Genomic DNA, 18,275 nt, shown 5'->3' with positions numbered 1-18,275 from the left:
CCTGTTGACAGCAATTGTGGTAGGAGGATGCGATGATCACAAAGCTTTGTTTTGCAACGGCGTCAGTTCTGATTGCCATGTCTGTCCCCCTCTGGGCGCAGGATGCAGAGAAAGGCGCCGAGCTTTACCAGCACTATTGCGCCACCTGTCACGGGATTGATGCAACCGGACATGGGCCGATGGCCGGGGTGCTGGTCATTCAGCCGACCAACCTGAAGACACTGGCAAATGCGGATGGTGTTTTCCCTACGGCCCGCGTAGTGGGGCGGATTGACGGGCGTGATCCGTTGGTGAGCCATGGCAGTCCGATGCCGGTTTATGGCCCGTATTTCGAAGGGCAGGACACCGCGATCAAAACGCCCGATGGGCAACCGATACTGACGAGTCAGCCCATCGTTGATTTGGTGGAATATCTGAAAACCCTGCAAGACGGCTAAGCCTCAGCTGCAGATGCCTTCGATCTTTGCCTCGCTCCATGGGATTGCGATGTCACGCTCGCGGCCGGCCTGTGGCAGCGGGGACAGATCGAAGTGCTCCCCCAGCATATCGTGCAACCTTTTGGTGCGCTGCGCCTGAGGGTCCAGCGCGCGGCAGCATACATATTCCTCGACAATCGCGCCCTGCTGTTCAAACCCGTAGGACAGGAAATCGGGCGAGGTTTCCAGATCGAACAGATAAGGATCTTTGCGCCCGCCATGTTCCGCTGCGGCGCGCAAGGGGTGATAGCCTGTGGTCTCGCGGTTCTGCCATTGCCAGATATGGGTCAGTTCGTGCGCCAGCAACATCGCGGCGATCAGGTTCATCTCTTCGGGGTAGTCGGACATATAGTCCTCAAGATACCAATCGCGCGCGAAATAGACCTTGTTGAACAGGGCTACGGCGGCCGGTTTTCCAGTGACCACACCAGCCTCAACAGGCGGAAGGATACGTTCCCGACAGGCCTCGCGCGGGCGGGCTTCGCGGAAATAGGTGACTGGCACGACAGGGGCCCCTTTGACCAGCCGGACGCTATCCAGATCCAGCGTCGTGCCTTGCACCGCGCTTGCAAAGCCACGCTCCTGCTCGGTCAGGGGGCGCCCGCAGGAGGACAGAAGCAAAAGGAGCATAAACAGAATGCGCATGGCCATGAGGTCAACCCTAGTGCGTCACTTGCGTTGCGCAAGGCGATTTCACGTAGACGTGGCCGGGCCGCAGCAGGTACTTGATCTGGCACAAGACCAAATCGGCACGATACCGCTACACGGGTCTAAACATCTATCGGAGAGTACATGTCCAGTTGGGTGCCATTCATATCGGCTTTGACTGCGTTCTTCCTGAGCCATGCCATTCCCGCGCGGGCGCCGGTGCGGGCCAGATTGGTTACGGTTCTGGGGCAAAAGGGGTATCTGCTGGCGTATTCGTCATTGTCCGTCATTGTCCTTGCATGGCTGATCGTGGCTGCGGCGAACGCGCCTTATGTCGAAGTGATCCCGCCATGGCCGACGCTGCGTTGGGTGCCGTTGGTCGTGATGCCGGTGGTGTGCTGGCTCGCGGTGGCCGGATTAGCCATCAGTAACCCGTTTTCCTTCGGTGGGCTGGGGACGGCGGGCTTTGCCCCGGACCGTCCCGGTATTCTGCGCACTACCCGCCATCCGCTTTTGGCAGCGTTAATGCTATGGGCCGGGGCGCATCTTCTGGCGAATGGCAGTTTGTCTCATGTGATCCTGTTTGGCCTGTTCGCCGGTTTTGCCGCGTTGGGCATGGCGCTGATCGACCGCCGGACAGTCCGGTCATTGGGGGCGGATTGGCCGCGGCTGTCGCGCAATACGGCGCGGTTTTCGCTGCGCGCGCCCTCACCGTGGCCGCCCCTTCACGTGTGGCTTGCCTCGCTTGCCGTCTTTGCCGTTCTGATCGGTTTGCACGGTGCTGTGATCGGTGTCTCTCCACTTCCGTGAAGCAAGGAGTGGTCGACCCGCGAGTACCGTGCTATCTGATACGCTGAAGTTTGACTTACGAGGTCCAAAAATGCATCTGGCCTATGTTACCACCACCGATCGCGGCGCGACCGACCGCTTGTTAAGCGCCGTGGCCGCACATCTACTGGCGCGTGGTGCCAAACTGGCGGGGGTCGTGCAAACCAACACGGAATGCACCGATAGCAGCAAATGCGATATGGATGTGCAGGTTCTGCCCGATGGCGAGACCATCCGTATCTCGCAATCCCTGGGCGAGCACGCGCGTGGCTGCCGTCTGGACCCGGCGGCGCTTGAGCAGGCTGTAGGACAGGTCATGGCAACGCTAGCCGATGACCCGCAGCTGATGATCATCAACAAGTTCGGTAAACACGAGGCCGACGGTCGCGGTTTCCGCTCCGTCATCGCCGAGGCGCTGGCGCAGGACATTCCTGTTCTGCTGGGCGTGAACGGGTTGAATGATGAGAAGTTTCAGGCCTTCACGGGCGGGGCGGCAGAGCAGCTATCCCCGGATAGTGAGGCGATTGTCAGCTGGTTCGAAAAGGTCTCGGCCCAGCGGGCGGATGCCGCTTAAGGGCAGCCTCACGTAGCGTAATGCGCTGATATCCTGACTTGTTTGGCCGTGCCTTGGCTGCAATCCTCTCTCTGGGAGGACTATAAGCATGTGGTCAAACTGGGCCGGGAACGAAACCGCCACCGCTCCGATTGCGCGCCCTGTGGGGTTGGAACAGCTGCGGGCGACGGTTGCGGAACCTGAAAATCTGCGGGTTGTTGGGGCAGGGCATTCCTTTACCCCAATCGTAGGCGGCGCCGAGCGGATATTGGATCTGTCGGAGTTGCATTTGCCTACGGTTGGACCGGTGAAAGATGGGCAGGTCTGGGTCAATGCTAACGCGCGTCTGCGAGATATTTCACCGGCTTTGGCCGAGCAGGGTGTGGCGTTCCGCAATCTGGGTGACATCAACACGCAGTCGCTGGCTGGGGCCGCGTCCACGGCTACTCACGGCACCGGACGCACTTTGCCCTGTCTTGCGGCCGAGATTACCGATGCCAAGTTCATCGGTGCGACCGGTGACATATTGACCACCTCGCAAATCCCGTTGGAGATGGCGCAGGTGACGCTGGGCTTGCTGGGCATTGTGACCGAGGCTCGGATTAATGTCGTGCCGAAATACAATCTGCGCCGTCAAGTCACGTTGACGGATCTGCCGGATGTCTTGGCCAACATGCATCAGAATTGGGCCGAGAACCGGAATTTCGAGTTCTTCTACATCCCCTTCACCGGCAAGGCGGTCGAACTACGCCACGCCGTCACCGAAGACCCCGAAAGCAAAGCGCCACGCGATCTGGATATGTTGGCGGTCAAGGTGCTGAAGCTCGCCCGCGACGCGGGGCGCTTCAGCCCCGGTCTGCGCAAGCTGTTGCTAAACTTGCTCACGCTGGCCCAATCGGACGAGGACTACGTAGGCGAAAGCTGGCGGGTGCTGTGCAGCGACAGACATATCCGGTTCAGGGAGATGGAGTATCATCTGCCCGCCGATATCGCTGGTGATGTCCTGACCGAGGTCTTTCGCCGTCTGGAGCGTGACCACAAGGACATCTATTTCCCGATCGAGGTGCGCCAGACGGCAGGTGACACGGCCTGCCTGTCACCGTTTCAGGGTGGCCCACGGATCTCGATCGCGCTGCACACGGATGCGGGTGAAGATCACAGCCGCTATTTCAACGCGCTGGAACCACTGTTTCTTGAGGCCGGAGGGCGCCCGCATTGGGGCAAGATGCACAGTCTTTCCTACAAAGACTTGTCCGGCCTCTACCCGGATTTCGACCGATTCTGCGCCCTGCGTGAGGAATTGGATCCGAAGGGCAAATTCATGACGCCTGCCTTGAGCCGGTTGTTCGGGCCATGAGCGATCCCTACCTCACCCGGTTGTCCGAGACTTTGCGCAGCCATGGGGTCGATCAGCCTGTCGTTGCAATAGATCTGGATCGGGTTGAGGCAAATTGCCGGGCAGCACAGGCCGCAGCGGACGTTGGTCTGTACCGGCGCTTGGTCGCAAAATCTCTGCCTTGCCTGCCGTTGCTTGATCATATCCGTGGACTGATACCCAGCTCAGGCCTGATGAGCTTTTCCGAACCGATGTTGTCGGTTTTGCTGCAGGCAGAACAAGAAACGGATCATCTGATCGGAAAACCGCTGCCCGTCACCTCTGCCGCGCGTGTTTTGCAGACCTGCCCGGACGCGGCAGATCGGGTGCAATGGCTGATCGACACCCCAGAACGCCTGCGTGAGTATCTGGCTTTGGCGGAGACAAGCCAAACGTCCCTGCGTTTTTCGCTTGAGGTGGATATTGGTCTGCACCGTGGCGGGTTGAAAGTGGATCAGGTTGCCGAACTCGCACGGGTGATCTTTGCGCATCCAAACGCTCGTTTAAGCGGGCTTGTGGGGTATGAGGCGCATCTGGCGAAGCTGCCCGGTCTCCTGAAGTCGCGGGCAACGAAGGCCAGCGCCAAAGCGTTTGAACATGCCGTGGCTGCACTGCCTGAAGGCGCGGGTTATTGCCTGAACACCGGCGGCAGCCTGACCTTTCAGAGCTATCACACACCCGGCCCAGCCACCGAGGTTGCGTTTGGTTCGATCCTGGTGAAGCCATCGGATTTCGACCATGCGACCACCACTGGCTTTCAACCAGCCGCGTTTCTGGCCACCCCCGTCCTCAAAACCATGCCGTCAAACCCTCTGCCAGGTTTAGAGTTCCTACCCCACCGCAAAACTCATATCTCGATCTTCGGAGGGCATTTCCCCGGCCAACCCGTCCACCCCGACAGGTTCACTTATTCCTCGGTCTTCGGGCGGTCGAGCAATCAGGAGGTTTGGACTGGCCGCTCTCAGCAGGCCGTCAAACCCGGTGACATCGCGTTGATCCGCCCGAGCCAAAGCGAGGCTGTTCTGAACCTATTCGGAACGGTTTTAGCGGTGCAGGAAGGGCAGGTGATCGCGGAGTGGCCATGCTTGCCGAATTGACTCCGATAGCACAGCGATACTTGTGCGATTTTTCAGCCGTTTTTCACCGCGAAGCGCATTGAATTCGCAAAGCTATGGGCGTAGTTCTCAACGCGTGCCGACCGCGTGTCGACACTGCTTGCCCGCGTGGTGGAATGGTAGACACAAGAGACTTAAAATCTCTGGGCCGGAAGGCCGTGCCGGTTCGAGTCCGGCCGCGGGTACCACACAGCTCCTTAGACCGGATAGTCGAGCCTTGTGATCAGCTGCCAGATATCTCGGTTCAGGGTGGACAGGTCTTCGACAACCTGTTCGATCTCGCGCAGGGCCTCACCGTCCAAAGTATCCGTGCGACCCATTTTGATGTCTGTTTTCCGATCCGCAATACGCATCAGAATGGTCTTGGGGTTGCCGCTTTCTGGATCGAAGGAATAGATGCAGTGATTGAACCGGTTGCGGATGCCGGACAGTTTCCCAAGCCGTTTTGTATGCTCCAGGATCGGGTCTCGAATGCCCTCGGGGCGGCCATCCATTTTTGCAAGCCGCTCAACCAGATCAATCCGAGCGCGGGTCGTGTTCAGGGTCAGAAAGATGATAACGGCGGCATCTTTGCTGGTGCCTGCCAGACCCGCAATTAGGTGGATCAGCAGGCTTTCGGTGTTGGTCCACATATAGTTCAAACGCCCCACCAGCAAGATCAGCCGGTCAAACCGCTCTTCCACGAGATCAGCCAACACGGGGGCTTTGCGCATCAAAAGGCGCAACCTCGAAATAGAAATGTGCGGCGGCGGTGCGGTTGCTGACCCCGATCTTGCCGACCACATTATGCATATGCAGTTTGACGGTATGTTCCGTGATCCCTAACCCGGCCGCGATGACCTTGTTGCTTTGGCCTTGAGACACCAACCTGAGGACCTCCTTTTCCCGTTTTGTCAGCCTGTCGAAGAGTTCAACCTGCTGTGAGTCGGCGGGCTTGGGCGTTACGGATGATGCTGGGGCCTTGCAGGGGTTCGCTTGGGTGCCAGCGACACAATCCGCGAGGAAGCTGGGCAGGTGAAGCTGCTCATGCATCAGCAGCCTCAGGATCGACCGCCACACATCAGGGGCGACGTTCATAGGCAGAAAGCCGATCTCGCCGTACCGACTGCGATCCCAGCGTTCAAACAGATGCCGGGCTGCAGCGTCCTTGCGGTAGGAAAACGCGAGGCATCCAAACGGAACCTGTGCCGCGTATTTACTTGGCCGTTCCAGCAGATCCTCCAGCATGACCTGATCTACGACCAGAACGCGGCTAGCATGTGCTTTGGCAGATGTTAGGTCGTCCAGTGAATCGAAACGCGATGCGCGAACGTCAAACTCGTTCTGGACGCTTCTGAGGGTTTGATTGGAGAGAAAAAGCTCTCGACCAATGAAGTGAATTGAAAGGTCTTCGGTCTTGATATTCTGGTAGGCGTAGCCTCGCTCAGACGAGTCAATCATTACTGTCCCCCCCACTAAAAAACCGAACTGCAATTCGCAGTTTTTCACACAAGTAATTCGGGCAGTTCGAAAGCCGAAATAGTCTTAAAAATATAGACTTATTGTAGATGAAATGTAGGGGGTCAGCAACCGGATATTCGGATTTGATACTTGGTCCTAGAACCATTGATTAGGGTTGTGTTCCGGTGATTTCGGGTAAGTAGAGGGAATTCAAAGGCTTCTTTCGTCTAAGCCCAATTGGTAGGGTTTTAGGTCGGATTTTTTAGCGAAAACTCCGGCCACTCCCGCAATATCCCCGTATTTCAACAGGCTAGACGTTCTAGAGCTTTTCGATAGCTTGGCAGCTTTGTCAAAGGCTGCGACGCTTCCTCTACTTCAGATTGCGAAGGTTTTTCCTTTAACGCCCGCTTTTCGTGCATTTTCGCGAATCTCTTTTCAGCGGGGACGTCGGCTTAGCCGGGAAAGGAGGTGCAGTAAGCTCGGAACCAACAGACCGCAGGGTTATGCGTTCAGGCATACCGTGCGGATTTTTGTTTCAACCGCACGAGTAACCACCTTTGAGATGAATGGTGGTCAGGTGCGCCAATAGAGTGGAAATCAATATGTCTGACCGTAGAATTCTATCCCCAGTCACAACCGTCGAAGAAATTGATGTTGAAGACATGGACCCGGTCGTTGAAGACCCGGGTGTTGAAGATCCTGAATTGGAGATGGCTGAAAACGCCCAACAGCAGCAACAGCAACAACAACAGTCTGTCGACAACACAAACGGCGGTGACGACAGCAACACCAATGGTGGCAACGACAGTAACACCAATGGCGGAAACGACAGCAACACGAACGGTGGTAATGACAGCAACACCAATGGTGGTAACGACAGCAATACCGTTCGCGACAATGGCAACAGCACCAATGACAATGTGAATCGGGTCGATATCGACTTTGGTGAAGGCGAGTGGATTCCGCGCGACGATGACAAGGTCGATGTGGACATCGGCGACGATGCCTCGACCGGTGACGTGATCACGGCCGGAGACGACGTGAACTATGATCCCGGTGACGATCTGAATCTGGATATTTCGTTGAACGGCGAAGGCAATGACATGGCCTCGTTCAACAACCAGTATGCCAGCCTGACGGACAATGACACGCTGAACGGTGCGACCGTGTCCAACTCCGGTACCTTCGAACAGAGTGGTGATGCCAATGGCGGCACCGCGACTGCAGAAGAGGGTATCGACACATCGTCCGATGGTGGAGCGTCTGGCAGCGGTGGGACCAGCCATGGCGGTGATGCGTGGGGTGATACCCATGGCAGCACTTCGATGGCCCTCGGTGGCCACTCCGGAGATGCGAACGGCGCGGCAACCGGTGGAGCGGGCGCAAGCTCGGGCGAAGCGAATAACGGCAGCATCGGTCTAGGCCTGTCAGGGGCGCAGTCGGATGGTGACGGTACTGGCGCCGCTGGCGGCAACGCCAACAGCACCTCGAACGCGACGAACTCCGGAACGTCCAGTGCAAGCAGCTCTGGCGATGGTGGAGAAGGCGGCGCGGCTGGATCTCTGGGTCTTGGTGTTGGTCTTGGTCTGTCCGGCTCGAACGCGAGCGGCAATGCGGATGGCGGCGACAATACCTCCGATTCGATGGGAACTGGCCTTGGTCTGGCGGGCACTGATGCGTCTGCACAAGGCTCGAACGCTGGCGACGGCAATGCACAATCCAGCGGTAGTGCCGACAACACAAGCTCTGGCAGCAACCAGGCCAACGGCGCGACCGCTGGCAGCAACAATGCTGCTGGGATCGCGGGTGCTGGCGCTATGGGGGCCAATGACGCAGATGGCGGCAATGGTCCGGGCGGTAGCGGCTCCGGTGGTACTGGGACTGGTGGTAATGGGCCGGGTGGTGACGGGACCGGCGGTAACGGACCGGGCGGATCCGGCACTGGTGGCGACGGACCGGGTGGTTCGGGCACCGGTGGTAACGGACCAGGCGGCACAGGTTCCGGCGGTAATGGTCCGGGTGGTGCTGGCCCAGGTGGCACAGGCTCTGGCGGAGCCTCTGGAACGGCCGAGGGCGCACTTTCTGCGCTGAACCAGCAGAATCTTGGTCTTGGTTTGAATCTGGCAGATCCTGATCCGACAACGGGCGGTGGTGGCACAGCCGGAGATGCAACTGGAACAGGTGGCGCCGGATCTGGCGGAGCAGGCTCTGGCGGCAATGGCCCCGGTGGCGCAGGCTCTGGCGGTAACGGTCCGGGCGGCACAGGTGCCGGCGGCAATGGTCCTGGCGGTGCGGGTTCGGGCGGTAATGGTCCGGGCGGTGCAGGCACCGGTGGCATGGGCATGGGCGGGAATGGTCCCGGCGGTGCAGGTGCTGGTGGTGCAGGCGGTGGCCGCGTTGACACAAGTTCGGACGCGCAAGGCGTTGGCGACCAGTCCGCGACAGGTCCTGACATCTCGCAAAGCCCGGGTGATGTGACAGGTGCGACCAACAACCTGCAAACTCCGGATGGATCGGGCGGCGGCGGTGGCAGCAATGCGACCGATGGCACAGCCGAAGCAACCGGAACTGGTGAATCGACTGCCGAAGGTACTGGCGGTGCAGGTGGCATGACCTCGCCGACATCGAGCTCGGCCGGTAGTGGCGCCGGATCTGCGGATGCGACCAACACAGCTGGCGATGGTGGTGACAACGAGGTGTTTGCAGAAGCTGACACCGATGGAACCGCTGACAGTCTGGCCGAAGCGATTGCCGGGTATGGCGGCGCGGGGTCTGCTGACAATGATGCGACCTCGACTGGAACCGGCAGCGCGACGGGATCGGCAATGTCCGGTGACGGCGGCTATGGTGGAGCGGCCACAGCGGCTGGCGGCACTAGCGGCGCGGTCATGGGAAGCTCGACCGGCGGCATGACAAACGGTGCAACCAATACCGGTGGCGAGGCCTCGGGCGCCAATTCTGGTGCAGGTGGTGCAGGCGGAAACGCCGGTACCTGGGGCTCCGACAACGGTGGCGATGGCATCGTGAACGGCGAATCCTACGCATCGGCTGCAGCTGTTGTGGATACGGCGGCGTTCAACCAGTCGATCGTCATGGGCGCAAACGTCCTTGGTAACTCGGTCGATACGACCATGGTGGGCGGCTCGATGACGTCGTCCTACGCCAGCGACGATACCGAGGTCTAAGACCCGTTTCGGGCTCTGCCATTTTCAGAGCCCGAGCTTTTTTCAAAACCGCCGGGGGCGCGCCACGTGGCCCCGGTCTAGCAAACCCAAAGCGGAAATTTTCGGCCGTAGCGGGTGACAAGGAACCTTAATATGTCCCTCGACAGTATTACTGAAACGATTGCACATTTTGTTGGAACTTTTGAGCTGACAATCGAACAAGGACGATTGAGAGACAAGTATGAAGAGTTCACCGCGCTACGGCGGAAAGTCGAACTTGAAGACCTGTCAGACCCCACAAGAATTGAGGTCAAGGCCACGTTGAAGGCCGATCCGGGCGACTATGCCCCGATCCCTTTCAAATTCAACACACCTCCGGCCGAGCTGCCGCCACCACCCCCGGCAAACGGCCCGAACTATGAGACAAACATTTTCCTCGACCCACCGGAGGGTCCTTCTGAGGCGGTACGCGAGGCGGCATTGGGGCCGGCAGATGCGCCGCCTTTGATGCTGTTCCAGTTTCAGAACGAACTGATAGGGTCAGCAGTCACCTACACGTTCCAGACACTGTTCCTGCGCGACAATGACGTCGTCGGAGAAGGGGAGTTCCGCGATGTCGGCGCCCTGATCAGTGCAGGGCAGGACATGCTCGAGGCCGCCCTGACATTCCATGCGGTGGCGGCGCCGTCCTTTGCGTTGGCCGATTATGCGTCGCTTGAACTGCTCTCTGAGATTGCCGAGCAGATTGTGAACCCGATGAACTCCGAGATCGAAGGTGTCACGGTTCATCAATTCCACGGCGAAGACGCCGTTGGTGTGATCATAAACGGCGAAAAGGTTGAAGAGGCCGTAGAATGGGACGACCTGCTTCCGGCCTATCACCAACCAGATGAGGAAACCGAAACGCCGGATATGCTGCCCGTAGAATGGGACCGCTCGGATGACGAAGAATTTGCCGACGGCCATATGGTCATCGCGGGCGGCAACCTTGCGGTCAACGAAGTGGCGGCAACGATTGCCTGGATTGATGCGCCCTACATAGCCGTAGGCGGCAAGGCGATGGATTTGACTGTGATCAGCCAGGTCGCTGTGATTTCCGATTGGGACCAGATCGAAGAAGGCGATAGCAGCGGAACCAAGGTGGTGCAGTCAGCCTCGGTCGGCGTTGAAGCGAAAGCTGCCTATTGGCTGAACCAGGCCGAGGGGGCCGAAGGGCAACCCGCCTTTGCCTCGGTCGATTGGATCAGCGGCGATCTGGTCGTTGCGAATTTCATCAAGCAAGAGATCGACGCCACGGATGTCGACCACATACAGGCCGAAATCTCGGCAAGCACGACGCTTTATGCGATGGGCGACAACCAGATGGTCAACGTCACCGAGATTGTCCAGCTGGGCAGCTACTATGATGTGATCATGATCGGCGGCAACATGATATCCGTCGATATGCTGTTCCAGACCAACGTGTTAGTGGATGACGATATCGTATCGGGCGGCTCGATCTCGGCGCAGGGTGATGAAAACCTTGTCATGAACGAGGCCTCCGTGTCGAAGACGGGCGAGGACAGCCACAAGGTGCTGCACCAGGATATGGCCAATGCCATGGCGCTGGGTGAAGCGGATATGGACGCGCTTGAAGACGCATTACTTAACGATCCCATGTTCGCTGGGATGGAGCAGATTCGAGCCCTGAAAATTGAGGGTGATCTGCTGCAGGTCAACATCATGGAACAGGTTACCATGCTGCTGGATCAGGACGATGTGCACGTGTCTGGGCCCAAGGCGGCCGAGACGGAAATCATCGCGGGCAGCAATGCCCTGTTGAATGCGGCAAATGTTGCCAAGGCTGGGATCGACTCGGTGGTGATGGCGGCTGAGGAAACCTATTCCGATCTGCTCCTGCATCAGGCCAGCCTGTATGATGTGCCGGATCAGGAGGGCCTCTCTGAGCTGACAAATGATGCCATCGCTGTTTTGATGGAAGAGGCCAATAGCGAGCTGGCCAAGATCCACGAAACCGTCGCCAAACAAACAGCCCCGACCGAGATGGCGGGCGCTGACGACGGCCTGCAGTCCATGCTGGCCTGATTTCCTGTAATTATAGCGAGTGACCGGAAGGTTTGTTTATGTCGATTGTGTTTTCGTCGCGCCGCTCCATCTGTTCCAGCCCTTTGGATCGAAATGGCGGCGTTGCCGTGTCCGAGGCGCCGCGTACCGAAAAGGGATCGAATACGCCGCAAGAACCCAAAGACTCAGCCTTGCTTCTGCTACATGATGCGCTGCGCGTCGATACGCCTGACGCGTCGCGGGGCAAGGAGCAAATGGCAGCTAAGCCTAGTCCTGCAGAACCGAAGAACACTCACCGCGCCGATTCTCCCCTTCGGCGCGAACAGCCGCAACCTTCGCAAGATACGACCTCGGAAGGTAGCGGCGCTGGGGTGGCCGACGCCGAGGCCTCTGATCCTGTTGACACCAACATACCCAAAGCGCGTAAGACCCCCTCTGCGCGCACAGATGGTGGGGATCGCATAGGCACTACGATTGAGGCCAAGGCAAACGAGCCGTTGCCGCCGACCAAATCTGGCGGTGGTGACGGCAATGGGCCACCCCACACCTTTCACAAGCGAACCCCGCCCGAGGATTTCCGGCGTACGTTGCGGGTCTCGATGCGCGCGATCTACCGCAATCTGGTGTTCGTTCTCGTGCTGACCTGCGCCACCAATATTCTGATCCTCGCCATTCCTATCTACCTGTTTCAGATCAGCGACCGAGTCCTGACCAGCCGATCATTGGATACGCTGATCATGCTGACCACGATCGTTGCCGGAGCGGTGATTTTTCAGGCGGCCTTTGATGCGGTCCGTCGGTTCATGCTGATGCGCACGGCGGTCGAAGTGGCCGCGCGGCTGGGCGCCCCTGTGCTGAGTGCTGCGGCCCATGCCTCATTGCACGGCAACGGTCGCGAGTATCAGACCCTTGGGGATTTGCAGCAGGTGCGCGGGTTTTTGGTCTCGGGCACGCTGATCTCATTTCTGGATGTGCCCTTTGCGCCGCTTTTCATTCTGATGATCTTTCTGGTGCATCCGCAGCTTGGCATGATCGTTGTCGTAACGGCCCTGCTGTTGATGACGATTGCCCTGATCAACCAGAAAACGACCGCGAAACCGTTTGCCGAGGCGAACAAAGCCCAGTCCATGGCGAACCAGCATCTGGATTCGATGTCGCGCAACAGCCAGATCATCAACGCGCTGGCGATGATCCCCGAGGCAGTTCGGATCTGGGGCCGCGATACCGCGCAATCTCTGACATGGCAGGTGCGCGCGCAGGATCGCAATGTGATCTTCGCGGCTATTTCGCGGGCCGTGCGTCTGCTGACCCAGATCGCCATCCTGGGGTGGGGGGCGTTTCTGGCCCTGCAAGGTGAGATTACCGGCGGCATGGTCATTGCAGCCTCGATCATCGCCGGGCGTGCCTTTGCACCGATTGAAGGCTCGATTGAGGGATGGAACGGCTTCTTGCTGACCCGCGGGGCCTATGGTCGGATCAACGCGCTCCTGTCCAATTCCGCGCTTCAGTTCGAAAAACTGCGCTTGCCGCGTCCCGAAGGGCGGTTGGATGTCGAACGCCTGCTATATGTGCCCGGCGGAACCAAACGCGTCGTACTGAACGGGATCACCTTTGCGCTCAATCCCGGTGAGACGCTGGCGATCATCGGCAATTCCGGCGCGGGCAAGACGACGCTGGGCAAGACGCTTGTGGGCTCGATCCTGCCGACTTCGGGCAGTGTGCGGCTGGACCTGATGGATATCCGCAACTGGGACCCGCGCCAGTTTGGTGAAAGCATCGGCTACCTGCCGCAGGACGTTCAGCTGTTCCCGGGCACCATCAAGGACAATATCGGCCGGATGCGAGAGGACGCGACGGATGAACAAATCCACGACGCTGCCGTTCTGGCCGATGTCCACAACATGATCGCAACCTTGCCGCAGGGGTATGAAACCGTGGTCGCCGCTGACGGATCGCCCCTGTCGGGCGGGCAGAAACAGCGTATTGCGCTGGCGCGCGCCTTCTTTGGCAACCCGCGTCTGGTGGTGTTGGATGAGCCGAACTCGAACCTCGACGTGGCGGGGGATCAGGCGCTGGCGCGGGCGATTGCGCAGGCCAAGGACAGCAAGATCACAGTCGTTGTGATTACGCAAAAGCCAACGCTTCTGAACGTAGTGGACAAGATCATGCTGCTGACCGATGGGCGCGTCGCCTTGTTCGGCCAGCGTGAGCAGGTGCTGCAGCAACTGAATGCGCCACGAAAACAACCCGGCATTGAAGGCCAGCAGGGGGGCTGATCATGAATGATATCGTACCCGTCAACGCGTCTCCGTCCGAGCCGACCGTCTGGTATGCCGAGGTCCCGCGTTCGATCAATCGTCTGATCGTGGTGGGGTTCGTGATGCTGGTCGTGTGTTTCGGAGGCTTCGGCGTCTGGGCCTTCAGCGCACCACTGGCGGCAGCCGTCATCGCGCAAGGCAGCTTTGTTGCCACCGGCCGTAACAAGATCGTCCAGCACCTTGAGGGGGGGATTATCGAGGATATCAAGGTCTCGGAAGGTGAGGCCGTGCAGGCCGGTCAGGTACTGATGACGCTTGATCAGACCTCGGCTGAGGCTAATGAGAGAGAACTGTTTATCCGCAAAATCCGCCTGCAAGCCATGACCGAGCGGTTGCTGGCTGAGTATGGCGAGCGCGAAAAGCTCAACTTTTCCCCCGACCTGATAGAGGCGTCAAATGATGTCGAGGTGATGACGATCCTCGATGGCCAACGGCTCAGCTTTGATGTCTCGCGCAAAACACTGCTGAACGATGTCGCGCTTCTGGCGCGCAATATGGAGGCCTTAAGGATCCGCGCCAGCGGGTTTGAGGCTCAGTTGAAAAGCATGCAGAGACGCTCGGAGATCCTGCAAGAAGAGTTCGAAACAAAGGAAGCCTTGTTCGAAAAAGGATTGGTGCGCAAAGGCGATCTCAACACGATCCGCCGCGTTCAGGCCGAGGCCGATGGCCAGCAGGCGCGCTTGCAGGCCGAAGCCGCCGAAATTAACCAGATGCTGTTGAAATACGAAGAACAGATCTCCCGCACCCGTTCCGCCTATCGCGAGGCCGCGCTGGATGAGTTGGGTGTGATCGAAGCCGACCTTGAAAGTGTGCGTGAGAAATCCCGACAAGCCCGCAGCGTTCTGGCCCGCGCGGTCGTGCGCGCGCCCGTCACCGGGACAGTTGTGCGCCTGCACTATCACACACCCGGCGGCGTGATCGAAACCGGCGAGCCCATCGCCGAGATCCTGCCCGCCGACGCTCCGCTGATCATCGAAGCGCAAATTCCCCGCACCGAGATTGACAGCGTCGTCACTGGCCAGGACGCGACGGTGCGCCTGATCGCGCTCAATCAGCGCACAACCCCGGTTCTGAGCGGTCAGGTCTTCTATGTCTCAGCCGACGCGCTGGTCGAGGATTCCCAAGGCGTCCCGCAAGAGGTCTATCTGGCGCGCATCTCCCTGACACCCGAAGAATTGAAACGCGTCCGGGGGTTCGTGCCCACTCCGGGTATGCCGGCCGAGATCATGATCCAGACCGAAGAACGCACCTTCGCCGCCTATATCGCCAAACCAGTCTCAGACAGCATGTCTCGGGCATTTCGAGAGCAATAGTTTGATTTGGCTACACCAACCCGTCGTCGCATGCTAATCCTCGCATGTGTAGGCAAAAGGGGGCGGTGCAAATGCCACTAACAGTGAAGGATATGATGGAGGCGGCCAATGCGGTGGTCGCGCGCATCGAAGTGGATCAAGCCAAGGCGATGATCGAGGGCGGAGCGCTTCTGCTGGATGTCCGCGACATGGTCGAGCTTCAGCAGTCGGGACGCGCAACCGGCGCGCATCACATCCCACGCGGCATGCTTGAGTTCCGTGCTGACGACACGCTGAAATCCCATGACCCCGAGCTGCAAAAGGACCGGGCCACTATCCTCTATTGCGCCGCCGGAGGGCGTGCGGCGCTGGCAGGGAAGCTCCTCAAGGATATGGGCTATGACGAGGTCTACAACCTTGGCGGCCTGGCGGATTGGGTCAATGGCGGCGGCGAGACTGCGCCCGCCTAGAGGCGCAGGTTATGCGTTCAGGAAGGCCCGGACGGCGGCCTCAAATTCTCGGGGTTTTTCGGCATGCAACCAATGTCCTGCCCCAGGGATTTTGGCAAAGCGCGCGGCGGGAAACAGGGCTTTGATCTTGTCGCGGTGTTCTGGCAGAACATAGTCGGAATTGGCCCCGGCCAGAAACAGCGCCGGGCCATCCCAATGTCCGTCTACTTCGGGGAACCCCATGATCTTGGGCATCTCGGACGCCAGAGCATCAAGGTTCAAAAGCCAGCGTTTCCCCTCGATATCCAGCGATTGGGTAAAGAAGCTCTGCAAAGCTGGATCAACCCCTTGCTCTGCCAACTGCTCCGCCGCGTCGGACCGGCGTGTAACCCGCGAGAAATCGACCGCGCGCATCGCTTCGATGAACTGGATCTGGCTATGGCTGTAGGTCACCGGCGCAATATCGGCGACCACCAGTTTGCGGACCAGACCTCCATGCTGCAAAGCCAGCATCATGGCGGCCTTGCCCCCCATCGAATGCCCCACCACATCGGCTGATCCGCCAAGGCTCTCAATCACTTCCGCCAGATCGGACGCGAGATCGGGATAGTCGTGCTGATCGCTCCACAGGCTCTGCGAGTGGTTGCGCATGTCGACGGCAATCACCTGCCGCTCGTCGGAAAGACGCCGCGCGATAACGCCCCAGTTGCGGGCCGAGCCATAGAGCCCGTGTGCAATCAACAGGGGAGGGGTGTCCGTCGGGTCGCCATGGATGATCGTGTTCAGCATAGTCTTGTGATACGCGCGACCGCACCGAACAACCAGCCCCATTGTCGCCCCAGTGCAGGGCGGTTAAGTTGTCCCGTCAGGAGGCGCAGATGACGCAGGAAACAGATATCCAGACCCAGATCGCGCAGACCATTCAGTTGCTGCGCAAGAAACTGGGGGTCAAGGACAAGACGCTGATCGCCTCGGTGCGCCGCGCCAAGCGACGCTTGCCGCGCAATGTCTACAAGCAGGCCATGGTGTTGGCACAAGCCGAACCGATGGCAGAACATCCGAAACTGCGTCTGGTTCTGGATGGGCCGAAGCTTGAGAAAGCCTCGGAAGAGGTGCAGAGCCATCTGAACGCTATCAATTTGGCGGACCGTCGATTGGGATGGTTTCTGAGCTTTCTTGGATCTGTAGCATTGGGTTTGATCGCTTTGGCGGCATTGGCGATGATTGTGCTGCGTTGGCGCGGATTTATTTGACCCAAACGTGATATCAACGAAAAACGGCGCCATTTCTGGCGCCGTTTTCTTTTTGTTTACCCGAGAATAATTACAGGTTCGGATAGATAGGGAATCTGGCGCAGAGGTCGGCGACTTCTGCTTTGACCTTGGCCTCGACCTCGGCATTGCCGTCTTCGCCATTGGCGGCCAGACCGTCGACCACTTCGATGATCCAGTCCGCGATCTGGCGGAATTCGACCTCGCCGAAGCCGCGCGTGGTGCCAGCTGGAGAACCCAGACGGATGCCCGAGGTGATGGTCGGCTTTTCCGGATCAAACGGCACGCCGTTCTTGTTGCAGGTAATATGCGCCCGGCCCAAAGCCTTCTCGGTCGCGTTGCCCTTCACACCTTTGGGGCGCAGGTCGACCAGCACAACATGGGTGTCGGTGCCGTGGGTCACCGTGTCCAGACCGCCCTTGATCAGCTGATCCGACAGCGCCTGCGCGTTGGTAATGACCTGCTGGATATAGGTCTTGAACTCGGGGCGCAGAGCCTCGCCGAAGGCAACCGCCTTGCCTGCGATGACATGCATCAGAGGACCACCCTGAATGCCGGGGAAGATCGCCGAATTCACTTTCTTTGCGATATCTTCATCATTGGTCAGGATCATACCACCACGAGGTCCACGCAGGGTCTTGTGGGTTGTCGTGGTCGCCACATGCGCGTGCGGGAAGGGGCTTGGATGCTCGCCTGCGGCCACCAGACCGGCGAAATGCGCCATGTCCACGTGCAAATAGGCGCCGACCATGTCGGCGATCTCGCGCATGCGGGCAAAGTCGATCTGACGCGGGATGGCCGAGCCACCTGCGATGATCAGCTTGGGGTTATGCTCTTTCGCCAGCGCCTCGACCTGATCGTAGTCGAGCATGTTGTCTTCTTTGCGGACACCGTATTGCACGGCGTTGAACCACTTGCCCGACTGGTTCGGGCGGGCACCGTGGGTCAGGTGACCACCGGCATCCAGGCTCATGCCCAGAATGGTGTCGCCGGGCTGGATCAGCGCCTGGAACACGCCCTGGTTCGCCTGGCTGCCCGAGTTCGGCTGCACGTTGGCAAAGCCGCAACCAAACAGCTCTTTCGCGCGGTCGATGGCCAGGTTTTCGGCAATGTCGACGAACTGGCAGCCGCCATAGTAGCGACGGCCGGGATAGCCTTCGGCGTATTTATTGGTCATCACCGAGCCCTGCGCCTCCATCACGGCGGCAGAGACAATGTTTTCCGACGCGATCAGCTCGATCTCGTCGCGCTGACGGCCCAGCTCGGACGTGATCGAGCCAAA

The 18,275-nt window shown here is 59.2% G+C and carries 16 protein-coding genes and 1 tRNA gene; 12 read left to right on the top strand and 5 right to left on the bottom strand.

Annotation, left to right across the window (positions count from 1 at the left end; all coding sequences use genetic code 11):
• The first annotated feature begins 32 nt into the window (after nucleotides 1-32).
• The gene (locus ACP15L_RS08035; protein ID WP_425083783.1) at nucleotides 33-437 is read left to right on the top strand and encodes a c-type cytochrome; all 405 of its coding nucleotides are present in this window, start codon (nucleotides 33-35) and stop codon (nucleotides 435-437) included.
• 3 nt (nucleotides 438-440) lie between these two features.
• Here ACP15L_RS08035 and ACP15L_RS08030 read toward each other — a convergent pair whose 3' ends face one another.
• A complete protein-coding gene (locus ACP15L_RS08030; protein ID WP_425083782.1) occupies nucleotides 441-1,127 on the bottom strand; it encodes a hypothetical protein in 687 nt (228 codons plus the stop codon).
• 141 nt (nucleotides 1,128-1,268) lie between these two features.
• On the opposite strand from ACP15L_RS08030, the gene ACP15L_RS08025 reads away from it, so the two are divergent.
• From ACP15L_RS08025 to ACP15L_RS08005, 5 genes are all read left to right on the top strand, one after another.
• Nucleotides 1,269-1,934 carry an NnrU family protein gene (locus tag ACP15L_RS08025; protein ID WP_425083781.1) on the top strand — a complete coding sequence of 222 codons (666 nt, stop codon included), beginning with the start codon at nucleotides 1,269-1,271 and terminating at the stop codon, nucleotides 1,932-1,934.
• Between the two features lie 70 nt (nucleotides 1,935-2,004).
• Complete coding sequence (locus ACP15L_RS08020) at nucleotides 2,005-2,526, top strand: DUF2478 domain-containing protein (protein ID WP_425083780.1); 522 nt, start codon at nucleotides 2,005-2,007, stop codon at nucleotides 2,524-2,526.
• Nucleotides 2,527-2,614: 88 nt separating this feature from the next.
• Nucleotides 2,615-3,862, top strand: a complete 1,248-nt coding sequence (locus ACP15L_RS08015) for a D-arabinono-1,4-lactone oxidase (RefSeq protein ID WP_425083779.1) — start codon at nucleotides 2,615-2,617, stop codon at nucleotides 3,860-3,862.
• Nucleotides 3,859-4,977, top strand: a complete 1,119-nt coding sequence (locus tag ACP15L_RS08010) for an alanine racemase (RefSeq protein WP_425083778.1) — start codon at nucleotides 3,859-3,861, stop codon at nucleotides 4,975-4,977. Before ACP15L_RS08015 ends, ACP15L_RS08010 begins: the two co-directional genes overlap by 4 nt.
• A gap of 120 nt (nucleotides 4,978-5,097) precedes the next feature.
• Nucleotides 5,098-5,183: transfer RNA gene (locus ACP15L_RS08005), tRNA-Leu, on the top strand.
• A gap of 9 nt (nucleotides 5,184-5,192) precedes the next feature.
• Here the strand turns inward: ACP15L_RS08005 and ACP15L_RS08000 are convergent.
• Nucleotides 5,193-5,708 carry a hypothetical protein gene (locus ACP15L_RS08000; RefSeq protein WP_170471745.1) on the bottom strand — a complete coding sequence of 172 codons (516 nt, stop codon included), beginning with the start codon at nucleotides 5,706-5,708 and terminating at the stop codon, nucleotides 5,193-5,195.
• Complete coding sequence (locus ACP15L_RS07995; RefSeq protein ID WP_425083777.1) at nucleotides 5,683-6,435, bottom strand: helix-turn-helix transcriptional regulator; 753 nt, start codon at nucleotides 6,433-6,435, stop codon at nucleotides 5,683-5,685. Before ACP15L_RS07995 ends, ACP15L_RS08000 begins: the two co-directional genes overlap by 26 nt.
• A 602-nt stretch (nucleotides 6,436-7,037) precedes the next feature.
• On the opposite strand from ACP15L_RS07995, the gene ACP15L_RS07990 reads away from it, so the two are divergent.
• The 5 genes from ACP15L_RS07990 (at nucleotide 7,038) to ACP15L_RS07970 (ending at nucleotide 15,743) form a co-directional block, all read left to right on the top strand.
• The gene (locus ACP15L_RS07990; protein ID WP_425083776.1) at nucleotides 7,038-9,620 is read left to right on the top strand and encodes a beta strand repeat-containing protein; all 2,583 of its coding nucleotides are present in this window, start codon (nucleotides 7,038-7,040) and stop codon (nucleotides 9,618-9,620) included.
• A gap of 132 nt (nucleotides 9,621-9,752) precedes the next feature.
• On the top strand, nucleotides 9,753-11,684 hold the full coding sequence (locus ACP15L_RS07985) for a type I secretion protein (protein WP_425083775.1): 1,932 nt from the start codon (nucleotides 9,753-9,755) through the stop codon (nucleotides 11,682-11,684).
• Between the two features lie 38 nt (nucleotides 11,685-11,722).
• On the top strand, nucleotides 11,723-13,939 hold the full coding sequence (locus tag ACP15L_RS07980; RefSeq protein WP_425083774.1) for a type I secretion system permease/ATPase: 2,217 nt from the start codon (nucleotides 11,723-11,725) through the stop codon (nucleotides 13,937-13,939).
• A 2-nt stretch (nucleotides 13,940-13,941) separates the two neighbouring features.
• Entirely contained in the window at nucleotides 13,942-15,294 is a 1,353-nt protein-coding gene (locus tag ACP15L_RS07975; protein WP_425083773.1) for an HlyD family type I secretion periplasmic adaptor subunit, read from the top strand.
• 71 nt (nucleotides 15,295-15,365) lie between these two features.
• Nucleotides 15,366-15,743 (top strand): rhodanese-like domain-containing protein, encoded by a 378-nt coding sequence (locus tag ACP15L_RS07970; RefSeq protein ID WP_425083772.1) that lies wholly within the window; start codon nucleotides 15,366-15,368, stop codon nucleotides 15,741-15,743.
• A gap of 9 nt (nucleotides 15,744-15,752) precedes the next feature.
• Here ACP15L_RS07970 and ACP15L_RS07965 read toward each other — a convergent pair whose 3' ends face one another.
• Complete coding sequence (locus tag ACP15L_RS07965) at nucleotides 15,753-16,553, bottom strand: alpha/beta fold hydrolase (protein WP_425083771.1); 801 nt, start codon at nucleotides 16,551-16,553, stop codon at nucleotides 15,753-15,755.
• Between the two features lie 47 nt (nucleotides 16,554-16,600).
• On the opposite strand from ACP15L_RS07965, the gene ACP15L_RS07960 reads away from it, so the two are divergent.
• A complete protein-coding gene (locus ACP15L_RS07960) occupies nucleotides 16,601-16,975 on the top strand; it encodes a hypothetical protein (RefSeq protein WP_425083770.1) in 375 nt (124 codons plus the stop codon).
• A 70-nt stretch (nucleotides 16,976-17,045) separates the two neighbouring features.
• On the opposite strand, the gene glyA is transcribed toward ACP15L_RS07960, so the two are convergent.
• On the bottom strand, nucleotides 17,046-18,275 hold a 1,230-nt coding region (gene glyA, locus ACP15L_RS07955), incomplete at its 5' end, for a serine hydroxymethyltransferase (protein ID WP_425083769.1).

The sequence above is a fragment of the Ruegeria profundi genome, assembly GCF_049800715.1.
Classification (GTDB): Bacteria; Pseudomonadota; Alphaproteobacteria; order Rhodobacterales; family Rhodobacteraceae; genus Ruegeria; species Ruegeria profundi_A.
This window is presented reverse-complemented; position numbering and strand designations above follow the sequence as displayed.

Coding starts and splice junctions, on each gene's coding strand:
- ACP15L_RS08015 (WP_425083779.1), top strand. CDS start 2,615: ATGTGGTCAAACTGGGCCGGGAACGAAACCGCCACCGCTCCGATTGCG.
- ACP15L_RS07980 (WP_425083774.1), top strand. CDS start 11,723: ATGTCGATTGTGTTTTCGTCGCGCCGCTCCATCTGTTCCAGCCCTTTG.
- ACP15L_RS07970 (WP_425083772.1), top strand. CDS start 15,366: ATGCCACTAACAGTGAAGGATATGATGGAGGCGGCCAATGCGGTGGTC.
- ACP15L_RS08030 (WP_425083782.1), bottom strand. CDS start 1,127: ATGGCCATGCGCATTCTGTTTATGCTCCTTTTGCTTCTGTCCTCCTGC.
- ACP15L_RS07990 (WP_425083776.1), top strand. CDS start 7,038: ATGTCTGACCGTAGAATTCTATCCCCAGTCACAACCGTCGAAGAAATT.
- ACP15L_RS07965 (WP_425083771.1), bottom strand. CDS start 16,553: ATGGGGCTGGTTGTTCGGTGCGGTCGCGCGTATCACAAGACTATGCTG.
- ACP15L_RS07995 (WP_425083777.1), bottom strand. CDS start 6,435: ATGATTGACTCGTCTGAGCGAGGCTACGCCTACCAGAATATCAAGACC.
- ACP15L_RS08035 (WP_425083783.1), top strand. CDS start 33: ATGATCACAAAGCTTTGTTTTGCAACGGCGTCAGTTCTGATTGCCATG.
- ACP15L_RS07975 (WP_425083773.1), top strand. CDS start 13,942: ATGAATGATATCGTACCCGTCAACGCGTCTCCGTCCGAGCCGACCGTC.
- ACP15L_RS08010 (WP_425083778.1), top strand. CDS start 3,859: ATGAGCGATCCCTACCTCACCCGGTTGTCCGAGACTTTGCGCAGCCAT.
- ACP15L_RS08020 (WP_425083780.1), top strand. CDS start 2,005: ATGCATCTGGCCTATGTTACCACCACCGATCGCGGCGCGACCGACCGC.
- ACP15L_RS07985 (WP_425083775.1), top strand. CDS start 9,753: ATGTCCCTCGACAGTATTACTGAAACGATTGCACATTTTGTTGGAACT.
- ACP15L_RS07960 (WP_425083770.1), top strand. CDS start 16,601: ATGACGCAGGAAACAGATATCCAGACCCAGATCGCGCAGACCATTCAG.
- ACP15L_RS08000 (WP_170471745.1), bottom strand. CDS start 5,708: ATGCGCAAAGCCCCCGTGTTGGCTGATCTCGTGGAAGAGCGGTTTGAC.
- ACP15L_RS08025 (WP_425083781.1), top strand. CDS start 1,269: ATGTCCAGTTGGGTGCCATTCATATCGGCTTTGACTGCGTTCTTCCTG.